We start from the raw sequence: 14,670 nt of genomic DNA on the forward strand, positions 1-14,670 counted from the left end.
CATGAGTGAGCGCGCGGAGAAGGCCGTGGTGCTGCTCTCGGGCGGGCTTGACTCGGCGACTTGCCTGGCCATGGCCCGCGCCGAGGGGCTGGACTGTCACGCCCTGTCGATCGACTACGGTCAACGCCATCACACGGAGCTGGACGCTGCGCGGCGCGTAGCCGCCGCCCAGGGCGTGACGGATCACCGCGTAGTGGCGGTGGATCTGAGCGCGATTGGTGGGTCCGCACTGACGGACGCCGCGATCGCCGTGCCCACGGCACCGACCGAGGGCATCCCCGTGACCTACGTGCCGGCACGCAACACGGTGTTTCTGGCGCTCGCCCTGGGGTTTGCCGAGACCCTGGACGCGCGCCTGCTGTATGTGGGGGCCAATGCGGTGGACTACTCCGGCTACCCGGATTGTCGTCCGGCCTTCATCGAGGCCTTCCGCGACCTCGCCCGGGTGGCGACCCGCAGCGGGGTGGAGGGCACGCCCTGGGAGGTGCGGGCGCCGCTGATGCACTGGTCCAAGGCCGAGATCATCCAGGCCGGGGTCCGCCTCGGGGTCGACTACAGCCAGACGGTCAGCTGCTACCAGGCCGACGCCGACGGCCGCGCATGCGGGCGCTGCGACAGCTGCCGCATCCGCCGCGAGGGCTTCGCGGCCGCCGGTGTCCCCGACCCGACTCGCTATGTCCCCGACTGAGCCGCGGCCCCGGAATGCCTCGGGCAGGAATGAAAGCGGGCTCGATCTCGTCTAGCGTCCGATGTATGCTGCGCACCCCATGGGTGCAGGCGTGCCCTGAAATCTTTCATCGAGAGGATACGTGATGGAATTCTCCAGTTTTTCGACTGCCGCAATGGCGTTCCTGGGTGGGGCGTTCATCCTCGCCTTCATCATGGGAGCCGTGGCGAACAAGACCAACTTCTGCACCATGGGCGCCGTGTCCGACTGGGTGAACATGGGCGATACCGGACGCATGCGTTCCTGGTTGCTGGCGATTGCCGTGGCCATGCTGGGCGTGGCGATCCTCGAGTTCTTCGGCGTGCTGAGCGCGGATGGCTCCTTCCCCAACTATCGCATGACCGAATTCCAGTGGGTCGAGCACGCCTTGGGCGGCTTCCTGTTCGGGATCGGCATGACCTATGCCTCCGGCTGCGGTAACAAGACCCTGGTGCGCGTGGGCGGCGGCAACATCAAGTCGCTGATGGTACTGATCGTGATCGCGATCATCGCCTTCTACATGGTTCGCCCGCTGCCGGGTACCTCCGACACCCTGTACTCCCTGCTGTTCATGGACTGGACCACCGCGCTGGCGATCTCCACCCCGGCGGGCCAGGATCTGGGCACGCTGGTGGCCGGTGAAGAGAACGGCCTGACCGCGCGCCTGGTGCTGGGTCTCGTGATCGGCGTGCTGCTGCTGGCCCTGATCTTCAAGGCCGCGGACTTCCGTCGCAGCTTTGACAATATCCTGGGGGGGCTGGTGATCGGTCTGGTGGTGCTGGGCGCCTGGTGGCTGACCAGCAACATCCAGGTCGATGACGGCATGGACACCTACACCCCGCAAGCCTATGTCTCGGACTGGGACTTCGTGGCGGATGCCGACGCGGGTGAGCGCCCGGCCGAGAGTGCCCCCTGGGCCAACCAGTCGTTCACCTTCATCAACCCGATGGGACAGAGCTTGCGCTACGTGTCGACCGGCTTCGACAGCACCGTCCTGTACTTCGGCGTGATGGCGCTGGCCGGCGTGATCCTGGGTTCCTTCTTCTGGGCCCTGGTCACGCGTGCCTTCCGCTTCGAGTGGTTCGCTTCGGTGCGCGACTTCGTGAACCACTTCATCGGCGGGATCCTGATGGGCTTCGGCGGCGTTCTGGCGATGGGCTGCACCATCGGCCAGGGCATCACCGGGATCTCCACGCTGGCCCTGGGCGGCTTCCTGACGTTCGTCATGATCGTCTTCGGCGCGGCGCTGACCATGAAGATCCAGTACTACAAGATGGTCTACGAAGACGAGGCCAGCTTCGGCAAGGCGCTGATCACCTCGCTGGTGGACATGAAGCTGCTGCCGGGCGGCATGCGCAAGCTGGAAGCCATCTGATGGCATAGCGACGGGGGCGCGTCTTGCGTTTTCCCCGTCGCGCCGTAAACTACGCGGCACTGGAGGCCCGGCGATCCCGGGCCTTCGACTTTGCAACGGCCAGGGCGATCCAGATGTTCGCTCCGGGCCGAACCGAAAAGGGTCGTTAGCTCAGTTGGTAGAGCAGTTGGCTTTTAACCAATTGGTCGTAGGTTCGAATCCTACACGACCCACCATTTTCTCCGGTCCCCGCACCGGCACAAGGGCCCGTCTATACGGGCTCTTTGTGTTTGTGGGTGGGGAACACGCTAGAATGCGCGGCTAACGCGCGAACGCAACAAGAGTTTTCTGCAAGATCGCGAAAGTGGCGGAACTGGTAGACGCGCTGGGTTTAGGTCCCAGTGGGGTAAAACCCGTGAGAGTTCGAGTCTCTCCTTTCGCACCACTGTCTGCATTCCGACCAGCCATGAAGGTTACCACTGCGATCGGCAGGGATGACCGATTACCGAACTATGACGAGGCCCTCCATGCAAGTTTCTGTTGAAGCCACCGGCAACCTGGAACGCAAGATGACCATCCAGGTCCCCTCCGAGCGGATCGATACCGAGGTCGACAATCGCCTAAAGTCCCTCGCCAAAAGGGTCAAGCTGGACGGCTTCCGCCCGGGCAAGGTCCCGCTGAAGGTCGTGCGCCAGCGCTACGGCTCCGGGGTGTACCAGGAGGTGATGAGCGAGGTCCTGCAGGAAAGCTACCGCGAGGCGGTGCAGCAGGAGGGCCTGGAGCCGGCCGGTAACCCGAGCATCGAGCCGACCAATCTGGAAGGCGACGACGCGATCGAGTTCACCGCCAGCTTTCAGGTGTTCCCGGAAGTGGCCGTGGCTGACTTCAGCGGCGTCGAGATCGAACGCCCGGTGGCCGAGGTCGGGGACGAGGACATCGATCGCGTGATCGACTCCCTGCGCGAGCAGAACAAGGAGTGGGCCGAGGTCAAGCGCAAGGCCAAGAAAGGCGACCGGGTGACGCTGGACTTCGTCGGCAGCCTGAACGGCGAGGAGTTCGAGGGCGGCAAGGCCGAAGACTTCCAGATCGAGCTCGGCGCCGGGCGCCTGATCGAGGGCTTCGAGAAGCAGCTCACGGGCGTGAAGGCCGGCGAGGAGCCGACCATTGATGTGACCTTCCCCGATGACTACCCGGCGGAGAACCTGAAGGGCCAGACCGCGCAGTTCGCGCTGACCATCAAGCAGGTCGAGGGGCCGAAGCTGCCGGAGGTGGATGAGGAGTTCGCCAAGAAATTCGGGATCGAGGACGGCTCGGTCGAGAAACTTCGCGCCGATGTGCGGTCCAATATGGAGCGGGAACTGCGCCAGGCCCTGAAGGGCCGGGTCAAGCAGCAGGTACTGGAGGCCGTGGTCGACAAGCACGACTTCGATCTTCCGGATGCCCTGGTGAAGTCGGAGGTCAACCGCCTGCGCGAAGAGGCCGAGAAGCGCTTCGGCGGCGCCGAGCAGACGCAGCCGCTGCCGGACAGCCTGTTCGAGGAAGAGGCGAAGCGTCGCGTGCGTCTGGGTCTGGCGCTGCGTGCCATCATCGAACAGAAGGGGTTCGAGGTGGACGCCGAGCGGGTCGAACGCGATCTCGAGGAGATGGCGGCGACCTACGAGGATCCGGAAGAGGTGAAGCAGTATTACCGCTCCAATCCCCAGGCGAAGAGCAACCTGGAGTCACTGGTGCTGGAAGATCAGGTGGTTGACTGGGTGCTCGAGCAGGGCAAGGTCACCGAGAAGGAAACCAGCTTCCAGGACGTGATGAATCCGAACAAGGAGTCGACTGAATGAGCCACGATATGGCCGACCAGGGCGCACAACACGCCCAGGGGCTGAACCTGGTACCGATGGTGGTCGAGCAGACCGCCCGCGGCGAGCGCGCCTACGACATCTACTCCCGCCTGCTGAAGGATCGAGTGATCTTCTGCGTGGGTCCGGTCGAGGACTATATGGCCAACGTGATCGTGGCCCAGCTGCTGTTCCTCGAGTCGGAAAACCCGGACAAGGAAATCAGCCTGTACATCAACTCTCCGGGTGGCGCGGTGACCGCCGGCATGGCGATCTACGACACCATGCAGTTCATCAAGCCCGAGGTCAGCACCCTGTGTGTCGGCCAGGCGGCCAGCATGGGCGCGTTGCTGCTGGCGGGCGGTGCCGCCGGCAAGCGGCATGCCCTGCCGCATTCGCGCGTGATGATCCATCAGCCGCTGGGCGGCTTCCAGGGCCAGGCCTCGGATATCGACATCCACGCTCGCGAGATCCTGAAGATCCGCGATGAGCTGAACCGCGTGCTGGCCCATCATACCGGCCAGTCGATCGACAAGATCGCGGAGGACACCGATCGTGACCGTTTCCTGACCGCGGTCGACGCGAAGGAATATGGCCTGATCGACCACGTGCTGACCCATCGCGACTCCGCGAGCGATTGAGTCCGCGTTGTTCGCAAGCCCGCCCCCGAGCACCGTTTCGGGGCGGGGGCGTCAATACCGGACTTCCGCTTGGCTCGTTTGCAACTGCCAGGCAAACGGGGCATGTTCTGAAGAACACTGAAATCGCAACCGAGGCAAACGGATGAGCGACGAAACCACCCCCCCCGCCGACGGCAAGCTCCTGTACTGTTCTTTCTGCGGAAAGAGCCAGCACGAGGTGCGCAAGCTGATCGCCGGGCCATCCGTATTCATCTGCGACGAGTGCGTCGAGCTGTGCAACGACATCATCCGTGAGGAGATGCAGGAAGTGGGTCACGCCGAGCGTGATTCCCTGCCGACCCCGCACGAGATCCGCGCGATCCTCGACGACTACGTGATCGGCCAGAACTCCGCGAAGAAGATCCTCTCGGTCGCGGTTTACAACCATTACAAGCGCCTGCAGGCCCGGGCCGGCAAGGACGATGTCGAGCTGTCCAAGTCGAACATCATGCTCATCGGACCGACCGGCTCCGGCAAGACGCTGCTGGCCGAGACCCTGGCGCGGGTGCTGAACGTCCCGTTCACCATCGCCGATGCCACCACGCTGACCGAGGCCGGCTACGTGGGCGAGGATGTCGAGAACATCATCCAGAAGCTGTTGCAGAAGTGCGACTACGACGTCGAGAAGGCCGAGAACGGCATTGTCTACATCGACGAGATCGACAAGGTATCGCGCAAGTCGGACAACCCGTCCATCACCCGTGACGTCTCGGGCGAGGGCGTGCAGCAGGCCCTGCTGAAGCTGATCGAGGGCACCACCGCCTCGGTGCCGCCGCAGGGCGGGCGCAAGCACCCGCAGCAGGAATTCCTGCAGGTCGATACCAGCAATATCCTGTTCATCTGTGGCGGTGCTTTCTCCGGGCTGGAGAAGGTGATCCAGCAGCGCGCCGAGAAGGGCGGGATCGGCTTTGGCGCCGAGCTGCGCACCACCGAGGCGGCCAAGTCCGGTGGCCAGTGGTTGAAGCAGCTGGAGGCCGATGACCTGGTGCGCTATGGCCTGATCCCCGAGTTCGTCGGCCGTCTGCCGGTGCAGGCGACGCTGGACGAGCTGGACGAGGACGCACTGATCACGATCCTGACCCAGCCGAAGAACGCCCTGATCAAGCAGTATGCGCGTCTGTTCGAGATGGAGGGCGTGGAGCTCGAGTTCCGCGACGATGCCCTGTCCGCGATCGCCCACAAGGCGATGGCCCGCAAGACCGGTGCGCGCGGTCTGCGCACCATCATGGAGAACATCCTGCTCGACACCATGTACGAGCTGCCTTCCATGGAGGGGGTCAGCAAGGTGGTGATCGACGAGGCGGTGATCCGTGGCGATGCCGAGCCGTACCTGGTCTACGAGAACGACTCGTTCGCCAAGAAGCAGGCTGCCGCGGATTCCTGAGCGGAAGTGTCGCGGCGCCCTTGAAACGGGCGCCGCCGCCCCCACTTCCTCCTGTACATTCGTCCAGCCCTTAGGGGGCAACATGACCGATACCCACTCCTCCCAGAACGAGGTGGACTCCCCCGTCAAGCGCGTCGCGGTGCTGCCGCTGCGCGATGTCGTGGTCTATCCCCACATGGTCATCCCGCTGTTCGTGGGTCGCGAGAAGTCGATCCGGGCGCTGGATTCGGCCATGGCCGAGAACAAGCAGGTGCTGCTGGTCGCGCAGAAGAGCGCGGAGGTCGACGAGCCAGAGGCCGGCGATCTGCATCAGATTGGCACCCTGGGCAATATCCTGCAGCTGCTGCGCCTGCCCGACGGCACCATCAAGGTGCTGGTGGAGGGCGCCCAGCGCGCCCATGTGATGGATATCTCCACTACCGGCAATGTCGAGAAGGAAGAGGACTACTTCGTCTCCGACATCCGGCTGATCGACGAGGAATACGACACCGAGGACAAGGAGCTGGAGATCCTCGGCCGCTCCGCGCTGAATCAGTTCGAGCAGTACATCAAGCTGAACAAGAAGGTCCCGCCGGAGATCCTGACCTCGCTGGCCGGGATCGACGACACCTCGCGCCTGGCCGACACCATTGCCGCGCACATGTCGCTGAAGCTGGAGGAAAAGCAGGAAGTCCTCGAGATCGCCAATGTGCGCGCGCGTCTGGAGCACCTGGTCGCCAAGATCGAGGGCGAGATGGATGTGCTGCAGATCGAGAAGAAGATCCGTGGCCGCGTGAAGCAGCAGATGGAGAAATCCCAGCGCGAGTACTACCTGAATGAGCAGATGAAGGCCATTCAGAAGGAGCTGGGGGATCTCGAGGACGCGCCGAACGAGCAGGAAGACCTGGCCGACAAGATCGAGAAGGCGGGGATGCCGGAGGAGGCCAAGAAGAAGGCCACCGCCGAGCTGAACAAGCTGAAGATGATGTCTCCGATGTCGGCCGAGGCCACCGTCGTGCGCAGTTACATCGACTGGCTGGTCAACGTCCCGTGGAAGAAAAAGACCCGGGTCAGCAAGGACCTGACGCGCGCCGAGAAGATCCTCAACGAGGACCACTACGGCCTGGAAGAGGTCAAGGAACGCATCCTCGAGTATCTCGCGGTGCAGTCCCGCGTGCGCAAGCTGAAGGGCCCGATCCTGTGCCTGGTCGGCCCGCCCGGGGTTGGCAAGACCTCGCTGGGGCAGTCCATCGCGCGTGCGACCAATCGCAAGTTCATGCGCATGGCGCTGGGCGGCGTGCGCGACGAGGCCGAGATCCGCGGCCATCGCCGGACCTACATCGGCTCGCTGCCGGGCAAGATTATCCAGAACCTGGCCAAGGTGGGTGTGCGCAACCCGCTGTTCCTGCTGGACGAAATCGACAAGATGGCGATGGACTTCCGCGGTGATCCGGCCTCGGCGATGCTCGAGGTGCTGGATCCGGAACAGAACCACACGTTTAGCGACCACTACCTGGAGGTCGATTTCGACCTGTCGGACGTGATGTTCGTGGCCACGGCCAACAGCATGCACATCCCCGGGCCGTTGCTGGACCGCATGGAGGTCATCCGCCTGTCCGGCTACACCGAGGACGAGAAGGTCCACATCGCGCACAATTACCTGCTGACCAAGCAGATCAAGGCCAACGGCCTGAAGCCGGCCGAGATCCAGATCTCCGATTCGGCGGTGCGCGACATGGTGCGTTACTACACCCGCGAGGCGGGCGTGCGCTCGCTGGAGCGCGAGATTGCCAAGGTCTGCCGCAAGGTGGCCAAGCAGCGTCTGCTGGCCAGCGACAAGGAGCGGGCACGCACCACCTCGGTCACACCCAAGACGCTGGAGAAATATCTCGGCGTGCGTCGCTTCCGCTTCGGCCTGGCCGAGGAAAACGATCAGGTCGGTCAGGTCACGGGTCTCGCCTGGACCGAGGTCGGCGGCGAGCTGCTGACCATCGAAGCCAGCGTGGTCCCGGGCAAGGGTAAGACCCAGCAGACCGGCAAGCTCGGCGATGTAATGCAGGAGTCCATCCACGCCGCCCTGACCGTGGTTCGCTCGCGCGCCGAGGCCCTGGGCCTGGAGGAGAACTTCCACGAGAAGAAGGACCTGCACATCCACGTGCCGGAGGGCGCGACGCCGAAGGACGGCCCGTCCGCGGGCATCGGCATGTGCACCGCGATCGTCTCGGCACTGACCGGTATCCCGGTGCGTGCGGATGTCGCGATGACCGGCGAGATCACGCTGCGTGGCCAGGTTCTTCCGATCGGGGGCCTGAAGGAGAAGTTGCTGGCCGCCCACCGCGGAGGGATTCGCACCGTCCTGATCCCGGAAGAGAACGAGAAGGATCTGGTCGACATCCCGAAGAACATCAAGCAGAAGCTGGATATTCGTCCGGTGCGCTGGATCGACGAGGTCCTCGAGCTCGCGCTGACCCACATGCCGGAAGGCAAGGCCGGGGAAACGCCGGAGAAGGTCGAGGAAGTCGTCAAGCCGGCCAAGGAATCCGGTCGCCGTCGGGTCCGGCATCACTAAGCATCTGTAATTGGTGCGAAACCGCGGCCGCTGGATTCATCGGCGCCCGCGGTTTTTTGTGTGTTGGTTCAAGCCGGCCCGAGGGCCCCGCCGGGCGGGCGTTTGACACTTTTTCGGGGGGCTTGCTATAACCCCATGCGCATCATCTGATTTCGTGCCGAGGGCAGTCGCGGGGCCATGGAGAAAAGGTCCCCGGCTGGTGTAAGCTAGGCCCCGTCCGGCAGAAAGCCTGAGTCACCACTGAGATAAGGAAGCGCTTCATGAATAAATCCGAATTGATCGACGCGATCGCGGCGGAAGCCGATGTTCCCAAGGCCCAGGCCGGCAACATCGTGGATGCCTTGGTGAGTGTGGTCGGCGATACCCTCGCCAAGGGTGACCAGGTCTCCCTCGTGGGCTTTGGTACCTTCCTGGTGCGCGAGCGCGAAGCCCGCACCGGCCGTAACCCGCGTACCGGTGAGAGCATTCAGATTGCCGCGTCGAAAACGCCTTCGTTCAAGGCTGGTAAAGCGCTCAAGGATCGAGTAAACTAGCGCGCTTTATGGGGTGCTTAGCTCAGTTGGTAGAGCGTCGCCTTTACACGGCGAATGTCGGCGGTTCGAACCCGTCAGCACCCACCAAGTGCAACCCTGACCCTGGTTGCGCTGCACGAATACGGAGCGGTAGTTCAGCTGGTTAGAATACCGGCCTGTCACGCCGGGGGTCGCGGGTTCGAGTCCCGTCCGCTCCGCCATCTTTGAGAAAGGCGCCCTTGTGGCGCCTTTTTCTTTGTTGGCTACCACGGAGCGCTCGAAGCCACGTCTTTGGGCCAGACCAAGGTCCACAGTAGTCGATCGGAACGTGGGAAGGGCGGAACAAAGCCCGAGACGCATTTCCGGGAGTCCGGGGCCGGGCACTGTCATCGCGCGAGCGCATCGAATGCGAGGTCCGATCCTCCGGGCCGACGGCTCCGAGGTATGTCCCCAGCGATCGGCGCCGGCACGAGAGTGCGCAAGGCTTCATGCGAGGAGACCAGTCCAGTTTCGCCCCGCCTCCCATCCAGTCTTCTGATCTTCCGGTAGACGCTCTTGGTCGGGCCCTTCTTCTTGCCAGCGCGCGCTGCGTGGCAGACACCCGAGCCCAGGCGCAGACGCGCGCGGGCGTGCCTGCTACCATCGGCCGCTGATTCCCGTTTTCCTCCTAATTGCCGGAGTGAGCAGAGACCATCATGTTGCAAGCGATTCGTGACCGGGCGAGCGGCTGGCTCGCCTATGTGATCATTGGCCTGATCACCATCCCCTTTGCCCTGTGGGGCCTGGGCGAGTATTTCGGCGGGGCGGGCCCGCTGGTCGCCGCCGAGGTGAACGGCACGGATATCGCGGTGCGCGACGTGCACCAGGAGGCCCGCGCCCAGCGCGACGAGATGGCGCGCATGTTTGGCGGCGAGATCCCGGATGACGTCCTGGACGAGCAGGGCATCCGCCTGCAGGCGATGGAGACCCTGATCCGCCAGGAACTGCTGCGCCAGGCGGCCGATTCCGCCGGCTTCAAGGCGGCGGGCGACAGCGTGTTGCGCGAGATCCGCGGCATGCCGGTGTTTCAGGAGGAGGGCCGCTTCAGCCGCGAACGCTACAGCCAGTTGTTGAATGCCCAGCGCATCAGCCCGGCCGACTTCGAGCAGGACATCGCCCGCAGTATTGTGATGTCGCAAATTCAGCGTGGCATCCAGGCCACGGGGGTGGTGCCGGAAGCCCTGGTGGAGGATTACAGCCGCCTGCGCAACCAGACGCGGGTTGCGAGCTGGAAGGTCTTCGCCGCGGACGACTTTGATCGTCCGGATGTGGTGGATGACGACGCGATCCGCGACTACTACGACGCCAATCCGGAAGACTTCACGACCACGGAACGGGTGCGGGTGAGCTATCTGCGCCTGGACCCGGAAGGCCTGGAGGCCGGGGTCGATGTCACCGAGGATCAGGTGCGCGAACACTACCGGGTCAATCGCAGTCGCTACGAAGAGCCGGAACTGCGCGAGGTGCGCCAGATCCGCATCCAGGATACCGACGAGGATGGCGAGGCGCGTATCCGTGAACTGCGTAGTCGCCTGGATGATGGCGAGGACTTCGGCGACCTGGCGGAGGAATACTCCGAAGACAGCCTGACGGCCGACCGTGGTGGCAGCCTGGGCGAGGTCGCCCGGGGCGATCTGGATTCCACCCTGGAGACCGTCATTTTCACCCTGCCGAAGGACCTCATCAGTCAGCCGGTACGAACGGATCGTGGCTGGTTCATCCTTGAGGTGACCTCGATCCAGGAATCCCGGGCGCAGCCGTTCGAAGAGGTGCGCGAGGAGGTCGAGCAGGATCTGCGCGACCGGACGGCCGAACAGCTGCAGATCGACGCCCTGGACGACCTGATGGCACTGGCAATCGAGTTTCCGGACACTCTGGAGCCGGCCGCCGACGCAACGGGCCTGGAGGTCCAGACCAGCGACTGGTTCTCCCGCGGCTCGGGCGATGGCATCGCCCGCCATCGTTCCATCCGCGATGCGGCGTTTGACCCGCGGGTACTGGAAGACGGCAACAACAGCGAGGCGATCGACCTGCAGGACCGTTCCACCGTGATCCTGCGTGTCGATGAGCACGAGCCGGCCGAGGTGCGCCCGCTGGCGGAGGTGGAGGACGAGATCCGCGAGCGCCTGCAGCGTCAGGCCGCCGCGGATGCCGCGCGTGAGGCGGGAGAGGCCCTGATCGAGCAACTGCGCGAAGCCGATGACTGGACCGCCGAGGCCGTGGAGAACGGAGAATGGAGTCGGTCGGTCGAGATCACCCGTGAACGGGCGGCCGATCTGCCAACCGGGTTGCAGGACCACCTGTTCCGGCTGCCGGCGCCAGGCGAGGGCGCGGTGGAGATTGCCGGCGCCCGGGTCGGGGATGGTGACTTCGCGGTGACCGTGCTGGAAGCCGTACGCATGGGCGAGGACGCAGTGGATGCCGCGGCGCGCCAGCGGGCGCGCGACCAGATTGGCAACGCCTACGGGAGTGCCGAATTCCGGTCCTATCTCGCATGGCTGGAAGAACAGGCGGAGATCAAGCGCTTCCCCGACGCGCTCGACTAGTCGCCGCAGAACCGTGAGGGGGCGCTTGGTGCACTCCCGACCACGAAAAAGCCCGGCCCGCTTGCGCGGTGCCGGGCTTTTTTCTGGTACCCGGGATCGCCCGGGTACCACAGGGTCGCCTTATGTTTCGAGGCCGATCTCGGCGGCGCCCAGGCCGACCGTGTTGTAGCCGGAGTCGACGTACATCACTTCGCCGGTGATCCCGGAGGCAAGGTCGGAGCAGAGGAAGGCGCCGGCGTTGCCGACCTGATCCGTGGTGACGTTACGGCGCAGCGGCGCGTTGGCCTGGACGTGATCCAGGATGCGCTTGAAGTCGCCGATGCCGGAGGCCGCCAGGGTGCGGATCGGACCCGCGGAGATCGCGTTCACCCGGGTGCTTTCCGGCCCCAGGGTGTAGGCCAGGTAACGCACATTGGCCTCCAGGCTCGCCTTGGCCAGGCCCATCACGTTGTAGTTGGGCATCGAGCGCTCGGCACCCAGATAGCTGAGGGTGAGGATGGAGGCGTCGCGGTCCTTCATCATGCCGCGCCCGGCCTTGGCCAGCGCGGCCAGGCTGTACGAGCTGACATCGTGCGCGATGCGGAAGCCGTCGCGGGTCATGTTGTCGAGGAAGTCCCCCTCCAGCTGCTCCTTGGGCGCGAAAGCGACCGAGTGCACCAGGATGTCGACGCCGTCCCAGTAATTGTCCAGGTGCTCGAAGACCTGTTCGATCTCGCGATCGTCCTCGACGTTACAGGGCACAAGGATGTCGGAATCGAAATCCGCAACCAGCTTCTCGACGCGATCGCGCAGGCGTTCGTTCTGGTAGGTGAAGGCGAGTTCGGCGCCCTCGCGATGCATGGCCGCGGCAATGCCGTAGGCGATGGAACGGTTGCTGGCCACGCCGACGATCAGTGCGCGTTTGCCCTTGAGAAAACCCATGTAAAACTCCTTGATTCTGATCCGTGCCGACGCACCCGGGCGGGTCGTCTCGACGGCGCCCGACCGCGAGCGGAACCGGGGACGGACGCGACTGTCTTCGGGATCATACCGATGTGCCGCAAGTGCGGCCAGCACCCGATGAGCCGGAGGGAGCGGCTTGCTATAGTGCGAACACTTGCGGTCTTCAGGGCCGCCCACCCGGCGCCCCGGAATCGGGCCTGCCGGACTGCCACCGCAGCAACCCGGAGGCCTTGTGAGTCGTCATTTTGGTTGGATCGTGACCCTGATCGTGCTGGGTATCCTGCTGTTGCTGGTGATGGTCCAGATCGACCGCCAGTGGCAACGCATGGCCTCCATGCAGAACACCATGACCGAGCAGGCCCGGGACCTCCGTGCATTGCGGCGCAGCCTGCAGGGCCTGGAATCCGACCTTGCCTCCGGGCGCTTCGCCGGGATGGATGGCGAGCGTGCCGCGCGGGCGGACGACGTCCCCTCGGCGTTCCGGCGAGCGGCGCGCGCGGCCGAGCAGGAGGACTACGCCGAGGGTGACTGGCTGGTGCAGGCCTTTGGCACGGGCCTGGCGACCATCACGCCGTATGTCTCCTCTGATGCCTATGCCTCCGAGGTGCAGAACTACGTGCTGGAGTCGCTGGTGGTGCGTGACCCGGAGACGCTGGAGTGGCAGGGGTTGCTGGCCGAATCCTGGGAGTTCGACGATACCGGTACCGAGCTGACCTTCCGCCTGCGCCCGGGGCTGCAGTTCTCCGATGGGGAGCCGCTGACGGCCGAGGATATCCGCTTCACCTTCGATTTCCTGATGACCGACGCCATCGCGGTGCCGCGGGCGAGGGCCTTCCTGGAAAAGATCGAGGCGGTCGAGGCCGTCGACGCGCGCACGGTGCGGTTCGTGTTCGAGGAGCCATACTTCGACGCCATGCGGGTGGCGGGCGGCCTGGATGTCCTGCCGGAACACTTCTATGGGCGCTACCTGGAGGATCCGGAGACCTTCAACGAGTCGCGCGGCATCCTGCTGGGGTCCGGACCCTACCGCATGGAGGATCCGACCGGCTGGACCCCGGATGCCGGCCGTATCGAACTGGAGCGCAACCCGCGTTACTGGGGACCGGTGGAGCCGTCGCTGGATCGGCTGGTGTGGCGGGTCATCCAGAATGACAGTGCGCGCCTGACCACCTTCCGCAATCGCGATATTGACGTCTACGGGGCGCGTCCACGCGAATATGCCCGGCTGCGCGACGACGAGGCCCTGCGCGAGCGCGCGGATACCCACGAGTACATGAGCCCCACGGCCGGCTATTCCTACATTGCCTGGAACCAGCAGCGCGATGGCGAGCCGACGCGTTTCGCCGACCCGCGGGTGCGCAAGGCGATGAGCTACCTGACCGACGTTGACCGGCTGATCGAGGAGGTCATGCTGGGGTATGCCGAGCGCGCGATCTCTCCGTTTTCGCCGCGCAGCGATCAGCACAATCCGGATCTCGATCCGATCCCCTATGATGTCGAGCGTGCCCTGGAGCTGCTGGCCGAGGCCGGCTTCCGCGAACGCAATCGCGATGGCGTGCTGGTCAACGAGGACGGCGAGCCGTTCTCCTTCGAGCTGTCGTATTTCCAGGACAACGAGGACACCCGCCGCATCGCGCTGTTCCTGCGCGACCTCTTTGCGCGGGCCGGGATCGAGATGCGCCCGTCGCCGACCGAGTGGTCGGTGATGCTGGAACAACTCACCCGCCAGGATTTCGATGCCATCACCCTGGGCTGGACCAGCGGTGTGGAGGTGGATATTTACCAGATGTTCCACTCCAGTCAGGTGGTTTCCGGTGGCGACAACTTCATCCACTACCAGAATCCCGAGCTGGATGCGGTGATCGAGGCGGCGCGTGGTGAGGTGGACGAGCCCGCGCGCATGGAGCTTTGGCGCGAGGCCGAGCGCATCCTGTACGAGGACCAGCCGTATACCTTCCTGATGCGGCGCCAGACCCTGGCCTTCATCGACCGGCGCATCCAGAACCTGGAGCAGACCGCGCTGGGGCTCAACCTGGGGGCGGTGCCGCTGGAGATCTACGTCCCGTTCGAATCGCAACGGTACGGGCAGTAGCCGGCGATGCCCATGGAAGCTGAAGCGGCAGGGGA

10 protein-coding genes and 4 tRNA genes are annotated in these 14,670 nt (G+C 64.6%); 13 read left to right on the top strand and 1 reads right to left on the bottom strand.

The window, feature by feature from the left end; genetic code table 11:
* Position 1: 1 nt before the first annotated feature.
* The 12 genes from queC (at position 2) to F792_RS0103970 (ending at position 11,601) form a co-directional block, all read left to right on the top strand.
* A complete protein-coding gene (gene queC / locus F792_RS0103915; protein ID WP_018168454.1) occupies positions 2-688 on the top strand; it encodes a 7-cyano-7-deazaguanine synthase QueC in 687 nt (228 codons plus the stop codon).
* A gap of 124 nt (positions 689-812) precedes the next feature.
* Complete coding sequence (locus tag F792_RS0103920; RefSeq protein WP_026304764.1) at positions 813-2,081, top strand: YeeE/YedE family protein; 1,269 nt, start codon at positions 813-815, stop codon at positions 2,079-2,081.
* 139 nt (positions 2,082-2,220) lie between these two features.
* Positions 2,221-2,296, top strand: a tRNA-Lys gene (locus F792_RS0103925).
* A gap of 122 nt (positions 2,297-2,418) precedes the next feature.
* Positions 2,419-2,505, top strand: a tRNA-Leu gene (locus tag F792_RS0103930).
* Positions 2,506-2,587: 82 nt separating this feature from the next.
* Entirely contained in the window at positions 2,588-3,895 is a 1,308-nt protein-coding gene (gene tig, locus F792_RS0103935; protein ID WP_018168456.1) for a trigger factor, read from the top strand.
* Entirely contained in the window at positions 3,892-4,533 is a 642-nt protein-coding gene (clpP, locus tag F792_RS0103940) for an ATP-dependent Clp endopeptidase proteolytic subunit ClpP (RefSeq protein WP_018143951.1), read from the top strand. Before tig ends, clpP begins: the two co-directional genes overlap by 4 nt.
* Before the next feature lie 142 nt (positions 4,534-4,675).
* The gene (clpX, locus tag F792_RS0103945; protein ID WP_018168457.1) at positions 4,676-5,956 is read left to right on the top strand and encodes an ATP-dependent Clp protease ATP-binding subunit ClpX; all 1,281 of its coding nucleotides are present in this window, start codon (positions 4,676-4,678) and stop codon (positions 5,954-5,956) included.
* Positions 5,957-6,038: 82 nt separating this feature from the next.
* Positions 6,039-8,504, top strand: a complete 2,466-nt coding sequence (gene lon / locus F792_RS0103950) for an endopeptidase La (protein ID WP_018168458.1) — start codon at positions 6,039-6,041, stop codon at positions 8,502-8,504.
* Between the two features lie 260 nt (positions 8,505-8,764).
* Complete coding sequence (locus tag F792_RS0103955; RefSeq protein WP_018143948.1) at positions 8,765-9,037, top strand: HU family DNA-binding protein; 273 nt, start codon at positions 8,765-8,767, stop codon at positions 9,035-9,037.
* A gap of 11 nt (positions 9,038-9,048) precedes the next feature.
* Positions 9,049-9,124 (top strand) — tRNA-Val (locus tag F792_RS0103960).
* 36 nt (positions 9,125-9,160) lie between these two features.
* Positions 9,161-9,237 (top strand) — tRNA-Asp (locus tag F792_RS0103965).
* Between the two features lie 474 nt (positions 9,238-9,711).
* On the top strand, positions 9,712-11,601 hold the full coding sequence (locus F792_RS0103970; RefSeq protein WP_018168459.1) for a SurA N-terminal domain-containing protein: 1,890 nt from the start codon (positions 9,712-9,714) through the stop codon (positions 11,599-11,601).
* Positions 11,602-11,721: 120 nt separating this feature from the next.
* On the opposite strand, the gene F792_RS0103975 is transcribed toward F792_RS0103970, so the two are convergent.
* Entirely contained in the window at positions 11,722-12,522 is an 801-nt protein-coding gene (locus F792_RS0103975; protein WP_018143946.1) for an enoyl-ACP reductase, read from the bottom strand.
* Positions 12,523-12,775: 253 nt separating this feature from the next.
* Between F792_RS0103975 and F792_RS0103980 the strand changes: the two genes are divergently transcribed.
* Positions 12,776-14,635 (top strand): peptide-binding protein, encoded by a 1,860-nt coding sequence (locus F792_RS0103980; RefSeq protein ID WP_018168460.1) that lies wholly within the window; start codon positions 12,776-12,778, stop codon positions 14,633-14,635.
* Positions 14,636-14,670 lie beyond the last annotated feature (35 nt).

The organism is Thioalkalivibrio sp. ALMg9 (assembly GCF_000380625.1).
GTDB classification, from domain to species: Bacteria; Pseudomonadota; Gammaproteobacteria; order Ectothiorhodospirales; family Ectothiorhodospiraceae; genus Thioalkalivibrio; species Thioalkalivibrio versutus.

Coding starts and splice junctions, on each gene's coding strand:
- queC (WP_018168454.1), top strand. CDS start 2: ATGAGTGAGCGCGCGGAGAAGGCCGTGGTGCTGCTCTCGGGCGGGCTT.
- F792_RS0103920 (WP_026304764.1), top strand. CDS start 813: ATGGAATTCTCCAGTTTTTCGACTGCCGCAATGGCGTTCCTGGGTGGG.
- tig (WP_018168456.1), top strand. CDS start 2,588: ATGCAAGTTTCTGTTGAAGCCACCGGCAACCTGGAACGCAAGATGACC.
- clpP (WP_018143951.1), top strand. CDS start 3,892: ATGAGCCACGATATGGCCGACCAGGGCGCACAACACGCCCAGGGGCTG.
- clpX (WP_018168457.1), top strand. CDS start 4,676: ATGAGCGACGAAACCACCCCCCCCGCCGACGGCAAGCTCCTGTACTGT.
- lon (WP_018168458.1), top strand. CDS start 6,039: ATGACCGATACCCACTCCTCCCAGAACGAGGTGGACTCCCCCGTCAAG.
- F792_RS0103955 (WP_018143948.1), top strand. CDS start 8,765: ATGAATAAATCCGAATTGATCGACGCGATCGCGGCGGAAGCCGATGTT.
- F792_RS0103970 (WP_018168459.1), top strand. CDS start 9,712: ATGTTGCAAGCGATTCGTGACCGGGCGAGCGGCTGGCTCGCCTATGTG.
- F792_RS0103975 (WP_018143946.1), bottom strand. CDS start 12,522: ATGGGTTTTCTCAAGGGCAAACGCGCACTGATCGTCGGCGTGGCCAGC.